The organism is Nonomuraea rosea (genome assembly GCF_039539705.1).
Taxonomy (GTDB): domain Bacteria; phylum Actinomycetota; class Actinomycetes; order Streptosporangiales; family Streptosporangiaceae; genus Nonomuraea; species Nonomuraea rosea.
On the sequence record NZ_BAABDQ010000026.1, the window covers coordinates 113,530 to 128,195 of the forward strand.

The 14,666-nt window shown below is 70.8% G+C and carries 11 protein-coding genes; 7 read left to right on the forward strand and 4 right to left on the reverse strand.

Going from position 1 to position 14,666, the window contains the following annotated elements:
• Window positions 1-117: 117 nt before the first annotated feature.
• The 7 genes from ABEA43_RS43255 to ABEA43_RS43285 all read left to right on the forward strand — a co-directional run bounded on the left by ABEA43_RS43255 (window position 118) and on the right by ABEA43_RS43285 (window position 10,027).
• Entirely contained in the window at window positions 118-1,566 is a 1,449-nt protein-coding gene (locus ABEA43_RS43255; protein ID WP_345571521.1) for an aldehyde dehydrogenase family protein, read from the forward strand.
• Window positions 1,563-3,290, forward strand: a complete 1,728-nt coding sequence (locus ABEA43_RS43260) for a thiamine pyrophosphate-binding protein (RefSeq protein ID WP_345571523.1) — start codon at window positions 1,563-1,565, stop codon at window positions 3,288-3,290. Before ABEA43_RS43255 ends, ABEA43_RS43260 begins: the two co-directional genes overlap by 4 nt.
• A gap of 123 nt (window positions 3,291-3,413) precedes the next feature.
• A complete protein-coding gene (locus ABEA43_RS43265) occupies window positions 3,414-4,556 on the forward strand; it encodes an ABC transporter substrate-binding protein (protein WP_345571525.1) in 1,143 nt (380 codons plus the stop codon).
• Window position 4,557: 1 nt separating this feature from the next.
• Window positions 4,558-5,427 carry a branched-chain amino acid ABC transporter permease gene (locus tag ABEA43_RS43270; RefSeq protein ID WP_345571527.1) on the forward strand — a complete coding sequence of 290 codons (870 nt, stop codon included), beginning with the start codon at window positions 4,558-4,560 and terminating at the stop codon, window positions 5,425-5,427.
• The gene (locus ABEA43_RS43275; RefSeq protein WP_345571529.1) at window positions 5,424-7,220 is read left to right on the forward strand and encodes a branched-chain amino acid ABC transporter ATP-binding protein/permease; all 1,797 of its coding nucleotides are present in this window, start codon (window positions 5,424-5,426) and stop codon (window positions 7,218-7,220) included. Before ABEA43_RS43270 ends, ABEA43_RS43275 begins: the two co-directional genes overlap by 4 nt.
• A complete protein-coding gene (locus ABEA43_RS43280) occupies window positions 7,217-7,918 on the forward strand; it encodes an ABC transporter ATP-binding protein (protein ID WP_345571530.1) in 702 nt (233 codons plus the stop codon). The genes ABEA43_RS43275 and ABEA43_RS43280 overlap by 4 nt, the downstream gene beginning before the upstream one ends.
• Window positions 7,919-7,960: 42 nt before the next feature.
• Complete coding sequence (locus tag ABEA43_RS43285) at window positions 7,961-10,027, forward strand: outer membrane protein assembly factor BamB family protein (RefSeq protein WP_345571531.1); 2,067 nt, start codon at window positions 7,961-7,963, stop codon at window positions 10,025-10,027.
• 6 nt (window positions 10,028-10,033) lie between these two features.
• On the opposite strand, the gene ABEA43_RS43290 is transcribed toward ABEA43_RS43285, so the two are convergent.
• The 4 genes from ABEA43_RS43290 to ABEA43_RS43305 all read right to left on the reverse strand — a co-directional run bounded on the left by ABEA43_RS43290 (window position 10,034) and on the right by ABEA43_RS43305 (window position 14,647).
• On the reverse strand, window positions 10,034-10,810 hold the full coding sequence (locus tag ABEA43_RS43290) for an N-acyl homoserine lactonase family protein (RefSeq protein ID WP_345571533.1): 777 nt from the start codon (window positions 10,808-10,810) through the stop codon (window positions 10,034-10,036).
• Window positions 10,807-12,114, reverse strand: a complete 1,308-nt coding sequence (locus ABEA43_RS43295; RefSeq protein ID WP_345571535.1) for an MFS transporter — start codon at window positions 12,112-12,114, stop codon at window positions 10,807-10,809. Before ABEA43_RS43295 ends, ABEA43_RS43290 begins: the two co-directional genes overlap by 4 nt.
• Window positions 12,115-12,220: 106 nt before the next feature.
• Complete coding sequence (locus ABEA43_RS43300; protein ID WP_345571537.1) at window positions 12,221-12,889, reverse strand: TetR family transcriptional regulator; 669 nt, start codon at window positions 12,887-12,889, stop codon at window positions 12,221-12,223.
• A gap of 9 nt (window positions 12,890-12,898) precedes the next feature.
• Window positions 12,899-14,647, reverse strand: a complete 1,749-nt coding sequence (locus ABEA43_RS43305; protein ID WP_345571539.1) for a bifunctional sugar phosphate isomerase/epimerase/4-hydroxyphenylpyruvate dioxygenase family protein — start codon at window positions 14,645-14,647, stop codon at window positions 12,899-12,901.
• Window positions 14,648-14,666: the final 19 nt, after the last annotated feature.

Sequence of the window (14,666 nt, forward strand, 5' to 3'; positions counted from 1 at the left end):
TATGCTCCATCAAGCGGATTGCGCGAGCCCCTTGCCATAACGTTCATCGCCCTCATACCGTGAGGCAATCCACAGTGCGGTTTACCAGAACCGCTGAGCGGATCAATGGGAGTCACCATGAACGCAATCCACGACGCGGCGTGCTTAGTCGCCGGCGAGTGGCTGACCGGGGGCGCGCATACCGACCGCATTGGCCCCTATCTCCGGGAGCCCGTCAGCCGGGCGCGAACCGCACAGCTCGCCGACATCACCGCGGCGCTGGCCTACGCCGCGCGCTCCGCCAAGGCCGTGGCGCGCCTGGCGCCCGCCACCCGGGCCGGCATCCTGGAACGCGCCGCCGCCCTGGTCACCGAGCGCGGCGAGCGGCTGGCCACGCTGCTGGCGCTCGAACTGGGCAAGCCGCTCAAGGACGGACGAGGCGAGATCGTGCGGGTCGCCGACACCTTGTCCGTGGCCGCCGCGGAGGCCAGGATGATCGGCGGCGAGGTGCTGCCGGTGGCGGGCTGGGCCCGCGGGGTCGGCAACACCGCGATCACGCAGCGGGCGCCCGCCGGCCCCGTGCTGGCGATCACGCCGTTCAACGCCCCGGCCAACCTCCTGGCGCACAAGCTCGCCGCCTCCTTCGCGGCCGGCAACACCACGATCGTCAAACCGCCGCCGCAGGCTCCCGCCGTCTCCACGGCGCTGGTGGAGCTGCTGCTCGACGCCGGGATGCCCGTGGAGGCGGTACAGGTCCTGCACGGGGGCGGCGACGTGGGCGCGCGGCTGTGCGCCGCGCCGGAGGTCGCCGTGGTGAGCTTCACCGGCGGCGTCACGGCCGGGCACGCCGTCGCCCGCGCCGCCGGGCCGAAACGGGTGCTGCTCGAACTCGGCGGCAACGCCGCGACCATCGTCTGCGAGGACGCCGACGTCGCCGCGGCGGCGCGCGCGTGCGCCCGCACCGGCTACAGCAACTCCGGTCAGAGCTGCATCTCGGTCCAGCGCGTCTACGTCCACAGCAGCCGGTTCGAGGAGTTCGCCGACGCGCTGACCACGGAGGTGAAGGCCCTGGTCGTCGGCGATCCCCTGGACCCGGCGACCGACGTCGGCTCCATGGTGGACGACGCCGCGGCCGAGCGGGTGGTCACCTGGACCGCCGAGGCGGCCGGCCAGGGCGCCAGGGTGACGACCGGCGGCATGCGCACGGGCGCGGTGATGGCGCCGACCGTCGTCGCCGGCCCGCCCGCCGAGGCCAGGGTCGTCCGCGAGGAGGTGTTCGGCGCGCTCGTGGCCGTGCTGCCCTACGACGGCTTCGACGAGGTCCTGGAGGAGTGCAACCGCAGCTCGTACGGGCTGCAGGCCGGGCTGTTCACCCACGACATCCGGCGCATCGTCACCGCCTGGCGCGAGCTGGAGGTCGGCGGCCTGATCGTGAACGGCTCCTCGAACTTCCGCCTCGACCACGTCCCGTTCGGCGGCGTGAAGGACTCCGGCATCGGCCGCGAGTCGCCGCGCTGGATGATCGAGGACTTCACCGTGACCAAGACCCTCATGCTCAAGGGCCTGACCATCTGGGGAGAGCGTTGACCACGCCACAATCGGCCACCGCGGCCCACGCGCTCGTCGCCCAGCTCGAAGAGCTCGGCGTCGAGTACGTCTTCGGCACCTGCGGGCACACCAACATCGCCGTCCTGGACGCGCTGGCCGACAGCCGCATCCGCTTCGTCATCGCCCGCCACGAGCAGGCCGCGGCGCACGCCGCCGACGGCTACACCCGCGCGTCGGGCAAGCCGGGCGTGCTGCTCGTCCACGTCGGTCCCGGCCTGACCAACGCCGCCACCGGCGTCATGACCGCCGCGCTGGACTCCGTGCCGATGGTGGTGATCAGCGGCGACATCCCCTCCTACTACCACGGCCGCCATCCGCACCAGGAGGTCAACCTGCACGCCGACGCCGACCAGGCGTCGATCTTCCGGCCGTTCGTCAAGCGGGCCTGGAACGTGCACCGGGCGCGGGACCTGGGCCGGGCCGTGGAGCGCGCCTTCTGGACGGCCACGTCGGGCCGGCCGGGAGCGGTGCTGGTGAACGTGCCGATGGACATCTTCTCCCGGCCCGCCGAGCCCTATCCGGCGAGCAGCCACGCGGCGCCGCCCGACCTGCCGGAGGCCACGGCGGAGCTGATCGCGGCCCGGCTGGCCGCCGCCGAGCGCCCGCTGATCTACGTCGGCGGCGGCCTGCGCGAGGACGCCGAGGCGCTGATCACGCTGGCCGAGCACCTGGACGCGCCGATCGCGCACTCGCTCATGGCCAAGGGCACCGTGCCCGACGCCCATCCGCTGCTGCTCGGGATGCCCGGGTTCTGGGGGCTGGAGCTCACCAACGCCTACGCCCGCGAGGCCGACGTGGTGCTGGCTCTCGCCACCCGGTTCGCCGAGACCGACTCCAGCTCCTGGGATCCCCGCTTCACCTGGGACTTCTCCGGCAGCACGCTGATCCAGATCGACCTCGACCCGGCCGAGCTCGGCCGCAACTACCCCGTGGAGATCGGCGCGGTGGCCGACGTGGGGCTCGCGGTCAAGGCGCTGGCCGCCGCCGCCAAGTCGCACCCTCCGCGCAGCCGGCCCGAGCTGCGCATGCAGATCTCGGAGGCGCGCACCGAGCTGTTCGCGGCCAGCAGGGAGCGCGGCAGGAGCGAAGACTTCCCGCTGCGCCCCGAGCGCATCCTGGCCGACCTGCGTGACTGCATCCCGGCCGATGCGGTGCTGGTCACCGACGTCGGCTGGAACAAGAACGGCGTCGCCCAGTGCTACGAGCTGCCGCCCGAGGGCCGGTTCATCACCCCGGGAGGCGCCTCCACCATGGGCTTCGGCCCGGCCGCCGCGGTCGGCGTCCAGCTCGCCCAGCCGGAGCGCACCGTGATCGCGCTCATCGGCGACGGCGGCATGAGCGCGCAACTGCCCGCCGTGCCGCTCGCGGTCGAGCAGGGCGCGCCCGTCGTGTTCGTCGTGATGAACAACCGCTCCCACGGCACCATCTCCGACCTGCAGTCGGCACATTTCGGCCGCAGCCACGGCTGCGACTTCACCGATCCCGCAGGGCGGCCCTACAGCCCCGACTTCGCCGCGCTCGCCAGGGCGTGCGGCGCCGACGGCCACACCGTCACCACGCCCGCCGAGTTCGGTGCGGCACTACGCGCGGCCGTCGCGAACCGGCGGCCCGCGCTGATCGACGTCCCGATGGTCAACGAACCGGTGCCGACGCCCGGCCACTGGAACATCAAGGACATCTACCAGGGCCTGTTCGCCGACTGACCCGGCCGAGCTGACCTGGCGGAAACCGTTGCACGTTCGAGATTCCCTCAACCTTCCCCGTCGCTTATAACGAACGTACTAGTCCGTGAATTAATCCTCACCCACCCCCCTACGAGGTGAACCGTGTATTTCACGAGATTCTCCATCGCAGCCGCGGCCCTCATAGCCCTCGCCGCCTGCGCTCCGCCCGGCCAGCAGGCCGAGACCGGCGCCAGCGCAACCGGGCCCATCAAGATCGCCAACGTCAACGCGCAGAGCGGCCAGCTCAGCTCGCTCGGCCAATGGGAGCACAAGGGCGTCAAGCTCGCCATCGACGAGGTCAACAAGGCCGGCGGCGTCAACGGCCGGCAGATCAAGCTCGACCTCTTCGACAGCCAGGGCGACCCCACCGTCGGCACGAACGTGGCCAGGAAGATCGCCGCCGAGGGCTACATCGCGATGCTCGGCACCGCGGAGAGCGCGGTCACGCTGGCCATGGCGCCCATCCTGAAGGACGCCAAGATCCCGAACATCACCTCAGGCCAGTCCCCCAAGCTGGCCGAGCTCAAGAGCCCGTTCCTGTTCCTCAACGCGCCGACCAGCGTCACCTTCGACGAGACGCTCGCCAAATACCTGGTCGACGACAAGGCCCACAAGAAGATCGCGCTGATCAGCAACAACGGCGCCTACGGGTCGGGCGAGCACGACGCGTTCCTCGCCTCGCTCAAGACCAGGACCGTCACCCCGGTCGCCGACGAGGTCGTCACCCCCGACCAGAAGGACTTCAACTCCAACCTCGCCAAGATCCGCGAGCAGAACCCCGACGTGCTGTTCATCGGCGCGGAGGAGGTGCAGTCGGGGCTGATCGCCAAGCAGGCCCGCGAGCTGGGCATCAAGGCGGTCTTCGCGGGCGGCGCCCCGATGGGCACCGACGTGTACGCCAGCACGGCCGGGCTCAAGAACGCCGAAGGCTCGGTCGTCAGCTCCCCCTACCTGAGCAACGACGCCAGCGAGCCGATCAAGGAGTTCGCCGCCAAGTACAAGACCGCCTACAAGGAGGACGCCAGGATGCACGTCGCCAAGGCGTACGACGGCGCGTCGATCCTGATCGAGGCGCTCAAGCAGACGAACGGCGAGGGCGGCCAGAAGCTGGCCGACGCCATCCGCGGCGTCAAGCGGGCCGGGCTGCTGGGCAACTACAACTACGACGCGAACGGCGTCGGCATCCACGAAACCAAGATCGGCCTGGTCAAGGACGGCAAGGTCGTTCCCGAGGCCGCGAGCTGACGTGCAGGTCTTCCTTCAGACCCTGATCGGCGGGATCACGTTCGGAGCGGTGTACGCGCTGGTGGCGATGGGATTCTCGATCGTCTACCGCACCATGGGCCTGGTCAACTTCGCCCACGGCAGCGTCGTCATGATCGGCGCGTACGCCGCTTCCACGTTCTACCTGGCCACCCAGCTGCCCTTCGCCGTGGCGATCATCGTCGCCATCGCGGTCACGGGCCTCATCGGCCTGGTCATCGAACGGTTCCTGCGCCCGCTGGAGAACAAGGACTTCACGCTGATGCTGATCGGCACGATCGGCTTCGGCGCCGTCCTCGAAGCGGGCGCGGTGCTGGTCTGGGGCGCGACCGGGCACGCCGTGCCCTCCCCCGTCGCCACCGGGCCGCTCGATCTGGCCGGGATCCGCATCCCCACCTACAGCCTCCTCGTCATCGCCATCGCGGCGGCGGCGACCGGGCTGCTGGCGCTGTTCCTGCAGCGCACCAAGCGGGGCGCGGCCATGCAGGCGGTCGCCATGGACCACCAGGCGGCCACCGCGGTCGGCATCCACGTCGGCCGCAGCAACGCCATGGCCTTCGCGATCGGCGCCGGCCTGGCCGCGCTGGCCGGCAGCCTGATCGGCCCCATGCTGTACGTCAACCCGACCATGGGCGGCACCCTGGGCATCAAGGGCTTCGCCGCCGCCATGCTCGGCGGCTTCGGCAGCATGCCGGGCGCGATCGTCGGCGGCCTGGCGTTCGGCCTGCTCGACTCCTTCGCGGCCGGCAACTTCCAGGAGTACTCCGAGCTCGTCACCTTCCTGGTCTTCGCCCTGATCGTCATGATCCGCCCGACCGGCATCTTCGGAGAGGCCACGGTGAACCGCGCGTGAAACGTCTCCTCTGGCTCGGGCCCGTGGCGGTGGCGGCCTGGCTGCTCCCCTACGCCCTGGGCGGATACGCGATCCACGTGGCCGACGTCGCGATCATCTTCGCCGTCCTGGCCATCGGGCTCGGCCTGACCATGGGCGTGGCCGGGCAGATCAACCTGGCCCAGGTCGCCTTCTTCGGCGTCGGCGCGTACACGGTGGCCATCCTCACCACCCAGGCCGGCTTCGGCTTCTGGACGGCCGCGCTGCTCGCGGTGCTGGCCGCCGTGATCTTCGGCGTGCTCGTGGGCATCCCCGCGCTGCGCATGCAGTCGCACTACCTCGGCATCGTCACCCTCGGCCTGGCGCTGGCCTTCACCAACTGGGTCACCAACGCCCACGTCGCCGGCCGCGCGGAAGGCATCAGCGACATCCCGGTGCCGCCGATGTTCGGCATCGACCTGTCCAGCGGCTACCTGTTCTACTACGTCGAGCTGATCGTCTTCGCCATAGCGCTGGCGTTCGCGCTGCTGGTCACCCGCTCGCCGCTGGGCCGGCGGCTGCGCGCGATGCGCGACGACGACCTGGCCGCGGGCGCGCTCGGCGCGGAGATCCCGCTGCTGCGGATGACCGCGTTCGTCCTGTCCGGCCTGTACGGCGGCCTGGCCGGTGTCCTGTACGCCGGGCTCATCCGCTTCGTCGCCCCCGAGTCCTTCAACATCGCCAACATGTTCCTGCTGCTCGCCATGGTCATCATCGGCGGCCGCAGCAGCATCCTCGGCTGTGTGGTCGGCGCGATCGCGCTGTCCCTGGTCAGGGAGGCGCTGCTGGACGCCTCCGGCTACGCCCAGCTCGGCTACGGCCTCGTGGTCGTGCTCGTGGTGGTGTTCGCGCCGCAGGGGCTGGCGGGCCTGCCCGGTCAGGTCCGGTCCCTGCTGCGCGGACGCTGTGACAGCGGGCGTGCCCAGCTCGGCCCGTTCCTTCCGTACGAGGCCGCGGCCCAGGCCGGCGAGGAGGACGCGCTGGAGGTGCGGGAGGTGACGAAGCGGTTCAAGGGCCTGGTCGCGCTCGACGGGGTGTCGCTCACCGTCCCCTCGGGACAGATCCGCGGCATCGTCGGCCCGAACGGCTCGGGCAAGACGACCCTGTTCAACGTGATCAGCGGCTTCTACACGCCCACCCGGGGCGGGGTGGTCCTGCGCGGGCGCGAGGTGACGGGGATGGCGCCGTACCGGCTCTCATTGCTCGGCGTCGCGCGCACCTTCCAGAACCTGCGCCTGTTCGAGGACCTCAGCGTGCGCGAGAACCTGCTCCTCGCCCTCGACCGCACCCGCACCTCCTGGATCTGGCGCTACCCGGGCCTGCCGTGGAAGGTCCTGGGCTACGAGCGGACGCTGCGCGGGCGGGCCGAGGAGCTCATCGGACGGTTCGGGCTGGCCGAGGTCGCCGGCGGCGAGCCCCGCTCCCTTCCGTACGGGATCCAGCGCCGCATCGAGCTGGCCCGCGCCATGGCCATGTCGCCCACGCTGCTGCTGCTCGACGAGCCCGCCGCCGGGCTCAACGGCGAGGAGGTCCGCCAGCTCGCCGAGATCGTCCGCTCCATCAGGGACTCCGGCGTCACCGTGGTCGTCATCGAGCACAACATGGGCCTGGTCATGTCCCTGTGCGACCAGGTCACCGTGCTGTCCAGCGGCAAGGTGATCGCCGACGGCCCGCCGGCCGAGGTCGCCGTGCACCCCGACGTGGTCGCCGCCTACCTCGGCGACTCCATGACCGCGCCCACCCAGGAAGCGGCCGTAGAGGAGGCGAGTCGATGACGACGCTGACCGTGGAAGGGCTGTCGGTGCACTACGGCGGCGTCCGCGCCGCCCATGACGTGACCTTCACCGTCGAGCCCGGCCAGTCGCTCGGCATCATCGGCGCCAACGGCGCGGGCAAGACCTCGACTCTCAAGGCCGTCATGGGGCTGGCCCCCCGCCAGGCCACCACGATCCGCTTCGGCACGCACGACCTGCTCCGCGCGCCCGCCCACACGCTGGTGCGGCACGGCATCGGCTACGTCCCCGAGGGCCGGCACGTCTTCTCCGGCCTCAGCGTCGAGAAGAACCTGCTGCTCGGCGCGTACACGAGCAACTGGAAACGCACTCCCATCGACGAGGTGTACGAGCTGTTCCCGGTGCTGCAGGAGATGCGCCACCGGCTGGCCGGTGCGCTGTCCGGCGGCCAGCAGCAGATGCTCGCGGTCGGCCGGGCCCTGATGTGCCGGCCCAAGGTGATCCTGCTGGACGAGCCCTCCATGGGCCTGTCGCCCAAGCTCGTCGGCGACATCGCCGCCGTGCTCAAGAAGCTCAACGCCGACGGCCTGTCCATCCTGCTCGTCGAGCAGAACGCCAAGCTCACCTTCGACGTCACCAGCACCTGCCTGGTCATGGAGAACGGCGAGATCGCCGCCACCGGCACCTCGGCGGAGCTGCGCGACGACCCGCAGGTCCGGCGCATCTACCTCGGCCTCTGACGTCTCCCCAGAGGCGAGCCGACCATCAGTGAGGGGAAGAACATGGTTCGTCGACGAGAGTTACTCATGGGCGCCCTCGCCGTCGCGGCGCTGACCCGCCCGGGCGAGGCCGCCGCCGCCACCACGCACCGCGCCGACCGGGATTTCCCCAAGGTGGGCGGCAACCTGGCCAACCAGAGCTACACCGGGCTGCGCGACCTGCACCAGGGCAACGTCCGGCGGCTGCGGGCGGCCTGGGTGAACAACATCGAGGGCGGCCTGATGGCCGGCAACAGCCAGAGCACCGCCGTGGCCGTGGACGGCGTCCTCTACATCGAGTCCGCCCTGGGCAACGTGGTCGCCGTGGACGGGCGTACCGGAGCGACGATCTGGAAGTACGCGCAGACGCGCGGGGCCGTCACCCGGCGCGGCGTCGCGGTCGGCGCGGGCCGGGTCTACACCTGCGCCAACGACAACTGGGTGATCGCCCTTGACCAGCGCACCGGCCAGGTGCTCTGGGAGCGGCAGCACAACGGGTACGGCAACCTGGAGAAGGTCGCGGTCACCTACCACGACGGGATGCTCTACTGCGGCACCAACGACGGCCCACGCGGCGCCGCGCTCGCCTTCGACGCCGCCACCGGCGACCTGGTCTGGCACTTCTGGGGCACGCCCGGCCCCGGCGAGTTCGGCAACGACACCTGGGAGGGCGACTCCTGGCAGAACGGCGGCGCGACGCCCTGGATGCACTGCGCCATCGACCCGGACCTGAAGCTGGTCTACTGGACGTTCGGCAACGCCAGGGGCGGCAGATCCTCCCAGGACGGCTCCGAGCGCGGCGGCCAGAACCTGTTCGCCAACTCGATCGTGGCCATGGACCTGAAGACCGGCGCCTACCGCTGGCACTTCCAGTCCATCCACCACGACATCTGGGACATGGACAACGTCATGGCCCCCGTCCTGCTGGACGCCCGCGTCCACGGCCGCACCCGCAAGCTGGTCGTGTACGGCAGCAAGACCGGCATGCACTACATCCTCGACCGCGCCGACGGCTCGGCCCCGCTGGGCATCGACGAACGGCCGGTCCCCCAGGAGCCCCGGCAGAAGACCTGGCCGACGCAGCCCTTCCCGCGCCAGGGCGGGTGGACGGAGCTCACGCCGGTGTGGCAGCCGCTCGGCACGGAGGTCCCCGGGCTCCCGCACCGGGCCGTGCCGAACTACCGGATCGGCTCGCTGTTCACCCCGCACTGGGACGAGCCGATCCTCACCATCCCCGGTCACGGCGGCGGCGCCGACTGGAACCAGCAGTCCTACAGCCACAGCACCCGCCTGGTCTACACCGGCTTCGGGTACGTCGCCGCCGCGCACTCCCTGACCGAGGCGGCCAACGGGCTGCGCCCGCCGGGCGAATACATGACCGGCGGCGTCGTGGCGGTCGATCCGAGCACCAACCGGGTGCGCTGGAAGCGGAACCTGCCGTACTCGCTGGCGCACGGCAACGGCATCCTCACCACGGCCTCCGACCTGCTGTTCATCGGCCAGCCGGACGGGAACCTGCTCTGCCTCGACGCGCGGAACGGGCGCGAGCTGTGGCGGTGGCAGACCGGGGCCGCGGTCAGCAGCTCCCCCATCTCCTACGAGATCGACGGCGAGCAGTACCTCGCCGTCTACGCGGGCGGGACGAGCATCCCGTACGGCAACTCGGCTGCCCGCGGCGACCACTTGTGGGCCTTCAGGCTCGGCGGCGCCGTGCCGCCCGCCGCCACCCCGCCCCCGCCGGTGGTCCGGCGGCCGGTCTCCGGCCAGCCGGTGGACGGCAGCGCGGTCGGCGACACCGTGGTGCTCGGCCGCGTGTACGACAACGGCCAGGTGGGCACGGTCGAGTCCACGGCCGTGAACGCGATGGCGCCCACCCACCTGCGGGTGCCGGCCGGCACCACGGTGACTTTCGTCAACCCCGCGGACAACGTCAACGTCCACGGGGCCACCCAGTTCTTCGAGGGGCTGTTCGACGTGCGGCTGAAGCCGGGCGAGTCGTTCCGGTACACCTTCACCAAGCCGGGCGAGTACTTCTTCAACGACTCCCACAGCCCGCGCCCGACGGGCAAGATCGAGGTCCTGCCCGCCTGACCTCGATCAGGGCGCGATCAGCGCGACGTCGGGGCCGTGGGACGGGAAGCGTTCGAGCACCAGCGGATCATGGCCGGCGACCACCAGCTCGGGGCCGCCGGCCAGCTCCTTGATGCGGTCGAAGGCCCCGTACACGCCGGTCATGCTGTGCAGGATCGGGAAGGGCCGGTCGGCCTCGATGTTCTCGTAGAAGTGGCTGGCGTCGGAGGCCAGCACCACGGGGCCGCGCACGGTGTCGGCGCGTACCACCTGCATGCCCGCGGTGTGCCCGCCGACCAGGTGGACGCTCAGGCCGGGCACGACGGGGGCGTCGCCGTCCACCGCCCGCACGCGGCCCTCCTTCCCGGCCGCCCGCAGGTGCGCCAGGTCGCCGTCTTCGAGCAGCCAGCGCTCGCGGGCGATCCGCCCGGCCCACGGGCCGCTCCAGTAGTCGAGCTCGGCCTGCTGCACGACGTAGCGGGCCCGGGGGAACTCGCGGGCGGTGCCGGTGTGGTCGTAGTGCAGGTGGGTCAGCACCACGTGATCGACCGACTCGGCGCTGACACCCAGCTCGGCCAGCGCCGTCACGGGCGAGCAGCGGTAGTCGATGCCCGGCACCCGGGCCGCCCGGCCCGGCGCGATGCCGGTGTCGACGACGACGGTGTGCTCGTCGGAGACCGCCAGCCACACGTAGTAGGCCGTCGGATGGGAGCTCTCGCCGCCGGGCTCGTAGCCGTGGAAGTGCTCGCCGCGCTTCGCGTCGCGCTGGGCGTAGCGTACGGCGTAGACGCGGAAGCGGCTCATGCCTTCACCTGCCGGAGGGACGTGCGGCCGAGCTGCTCGGTGGAGATCCGGTAGGTCTCCCGCCCGGTCGCCACGGCGGCCACGTTGATCAGGCAGAGCGCGGCGGTGATGAGCGCGACCCCGAACCAGCTGTCCTGGCCGGTGCCGGCCACGGCGGTCGCGATCGTGGGCGCGAAGCCCGCGATGGCGAAGCCGATCTGGGTGCCGATCGCCATGCCGGACAGGCGTACCCGGGTGGTGAACATCTCGCCGTAGAACGCCGGCCAGACCGCGCTGGTGGCGCTGTGCACGATGCCGAACATCACGATGCCGGCGACGAAGATCAGGGCGTAGTTGCCGATGGAGATCGACCACAGGTAGGCGAACATGAGGACCGCGCAGCCGAGCGAGCCGCCGACGAACACCGGCTTGCGGCCGATCCGGTCCGACAGCCTGCCCCACAGCGGGATCGAGATGACCGCGGCGACGTTGGCCAGGACGCCGACCCAGAGCATGGGGCCGCGTTCGAGGTGCATGGTGTTGACCGCGTAGGAGAGGGCGTGCACGGTGAAGATCGTGCTGACCGAGGCGATGACCGCGGCCACGACGACGCGCAGCACGTCCTGCCACTGCTCGCGGAAGAGGACGAGCAGCGGCATCCGCGCCACGGTGTTGGTGGCGACCTCCTGCTCGAACGCCGGGGTCTCCTCCAGCGTCCGCCGGATGATCAGCCCGACCACGGCGACCACGATGCTCAGCCAGAACGGCACCCGCCAGCCCCAGCTCAGCAGCTGCTCCTCGGGCAGCGCCGCGATCGGCAGGAAGATCGCGGTAGCGATGATCTGCCCGGCCTGGGTGCCGTTGAGGGTGAAGCTCGTGTAGTACGCGCGGCGGCCCTCGGGCGCGTGCTCCAGCGTCATGGAGTTCGCGCCGGCCTGCTCGCCGGAGACCGAGAAGCCCTGCAGCAGGCGGAGGAGCACGAGCAGGATCGGCGCCAGCACGCCAACGTCCGCGTAGGTGGGCAGGCAGCCCACCAGGAACGTCGACGCGCCCATCATCACCAGCGTGGTGACGAGCACCTTCTTGCGGCCGAAGCGGTCGCCTATGTGCCCGAGCACGAAGGCGCCCACCGGCCTGGCCAGGTATCCGACGCCGAAGGTGGCCAGTGCCAGGAGCGTGCCGGTGGCGGGCGAGCTCGACGGGAAGAAGATCTTGCTGAAGACCAGCGCGGCGGCGGTGCCGTAGATGAAGAAGTCGTAGTACTCCAAGGCGCTGCCGATCCAGGCCGCTATAGCCGCTTTGCGAGGTTTGCCCTGCACCGTCACGCTATGCTCCTCACGGTGTGATTGGGGGGTTAGTGCGGTGTCAGGAAACTAACTCACCGGTTCGTACATTACAAGGGTGTCGCGGCGGGTCACCCGTCATTCCCGATCAGCTTTTGGCGCCCTGGCCGCGGAGGTAGGCGACGATCATCTCCCCCACCATCCCGCGCAGCCTGGCACGGTGCTCCGGGGCGGTCATGTCACGCCCGAACAACGCGTTGAACGTGTGCTGATTGGCCACCCGGAAGAAGCAGAACGAGCTGATCAGCATGTGCACGTCGATCGCGTCGGCCTCGGTCACGAAGTCGCCCGACTCCTGCCCGGCGTCGAGGATGCGGGAGATCACGTCGAGCACCGGCGTGCCCAGGTTGGCCAGGGCCTCGGACTTGCGGATGTGCTCGGCCTGGTGGACGTTCTCGATCGCGACGAGCTGGATGAAGTCGCGATGCGCGTCGTGGTGGTCGAAGGTGAGCTCGGCCAGCGTGCGGATGGCCTCGACCGGGGCCAGGTGCTGCACGTCGACCGTCCGCTCGACCGCGCGGACCTCGGCGTACGCCTTCTCCAGCACGGCGATGTAGAGCCGTTCTTTGCTGCCGAAGTAGTAGTAGATCATGCGCTTGGTCGTGCGCATCCGGGCGGCGATCTCGTCCACGCGCGCGCCCGCGTAGCCGTGGCGGGCGAACTCCTGCTGCGCCACCTCCAGGATCTCCGCCTTGGTGCGATCGGCATCGCGCTGGCGATCGGCGGCACCGGACGGGGATGAGGCGGAGACAGTCACGCAGTCATCCTAGTTACCGCCGGAATGCTGCACTGCGAGCCGGATGGGCGCGTTGGCGGCGCCGTACCCCTCGTATCCGCCGATCCGCTGGACGATCTCGAAGAAGACCCGTCCCACGGTGACGGTGTACAGATGCAGGAACTCGCCGCCACGCTCGTCCTTGTCGTACAGCACGCCGAGGTGACGCAGCTCGGGATCGACCTCGTGGCGGGCCTCCAGGTCGTCGTAGTAGTTGGCCGGAATCGGCAGCAGCAGGCCGGGATGCTCCGCGCGCAGCCTGCGGGCCACCGCCATGAGGTCGTCGCAGGCCAGCGCGACGTGCTGCCGGGGGATGTCGCCCGGACCGACCTGGGCGATGTTCAGCACCATGCGGACGGCGCCGCCCGGGCTCGCCATGGCCTTGCTGCGCAGGAGCCCGTACGGGTCGGGCAGCTCCAGGCTGCCCTGCGGCCGCAGCCCGAGCACGCTGCGGTAGAACAGCTCCCCCTCGTCGAAGTAGTGCCACGGCTGCGTCAGCGCCACATGATCGATGCCGGTGATCTCCCCGGGGACCTGCCGGTCCGGCTCGAAGTCCGACAGCCAGGAGCCGTCGCAGAAGAAGATCTCGGTCCCGTCCGGCGCGGCGACCGCGTCCAGCCGGGCCTCCTCGGGCGCCCGCTCACGCGGCAGGACCGGCGACAGCAGCGACTCGGCGTGCTTGACCGCGCCACCCGGATCGGCGCTGTCCAGCCCGATCGCGACGAGTGCGGGGTCGCCGCCCGTGGCGTTCAGCAGCAGCCGCGCGCCGCCCTGCTGCCACAGCTCCACCGGTTTCGTGGGATGCGTCCCCGTACGCAGGAAGCCGAGCCCGGCCAGCACCTCGCTGATCCGTCTCCCCTCCGCGGGATCCCCGTCCGCCAGCTCGGCGAAGGCGAACCCGGACGGTACGACCGGATGCGCGCGCCCGGCACCCTTCAGCGTGTCCTCCAGCGCGATGAGCGAGCGCATGCCGTCCCGCGCGGTGCGCCGGGTGTCGGCCTGCCGGAAGTGGTCGTTGAACACCTCCAGCGACAGCGGGCCCGCGTACCCGGCGTTCAGCACGTGGGAGACCAGCCCGGACACGTCGAAGTTGCCCTGTCCGGGGAAGCAGCGGTAGTGGCGGCTCCACTGCAGCACGTCCATGGCCAGCAGCGGGGCGTCCGCGAGCTGCAGGAAGAAGATCTTCTCGCCGGGGATGGCCTCGATGCCGATGGGGTCGGAGCCGCGCGAGAGGATGTGGAAGCTGTCCAGGCAGAGGCCCAGGTTCGGATGATCGGCCAGGCGCGCGATCCGCCAGGCGTGCAGATACTCGTTGACGTGCCGGCCCCACGCCAGCGCCTCATACGCGATCCGGATCCCGCGCTCCGCGGCCCGCTCGGCCAGCAGCCGCAGCTGGCCGGCGGCCAGTTCGTCGCCTCCGACGACGGTGGGCGAGACGTTGGAGCAGACCAGCAGCAGGTCCGCGCCGAGGCGCTCCATCAGCCGGAACTTGTGCTCGGCCCGGCGCAGGTTCCGCGCCAGCAGGTCGGCGGGCACCGACTCGAAGTCGCGGAAGGGCTGGTAGAGGTCGATCGTCAGGCCCAGGTCGGCGGCGCGGTCCCGGATCTGCTCGGGAGGCAGCGGGCAGGCCAGCAGGTCGTTCTCGAAGATCTCCACGCCGTCGAACCCGGCGGCGGCGATGGCCGCCAGCTTCTCGGTCAGCGTGCCGCTCACCGAGACGGTGGCGATGGACTTCCGCATCGTGCGTGCTCCTTAGAAG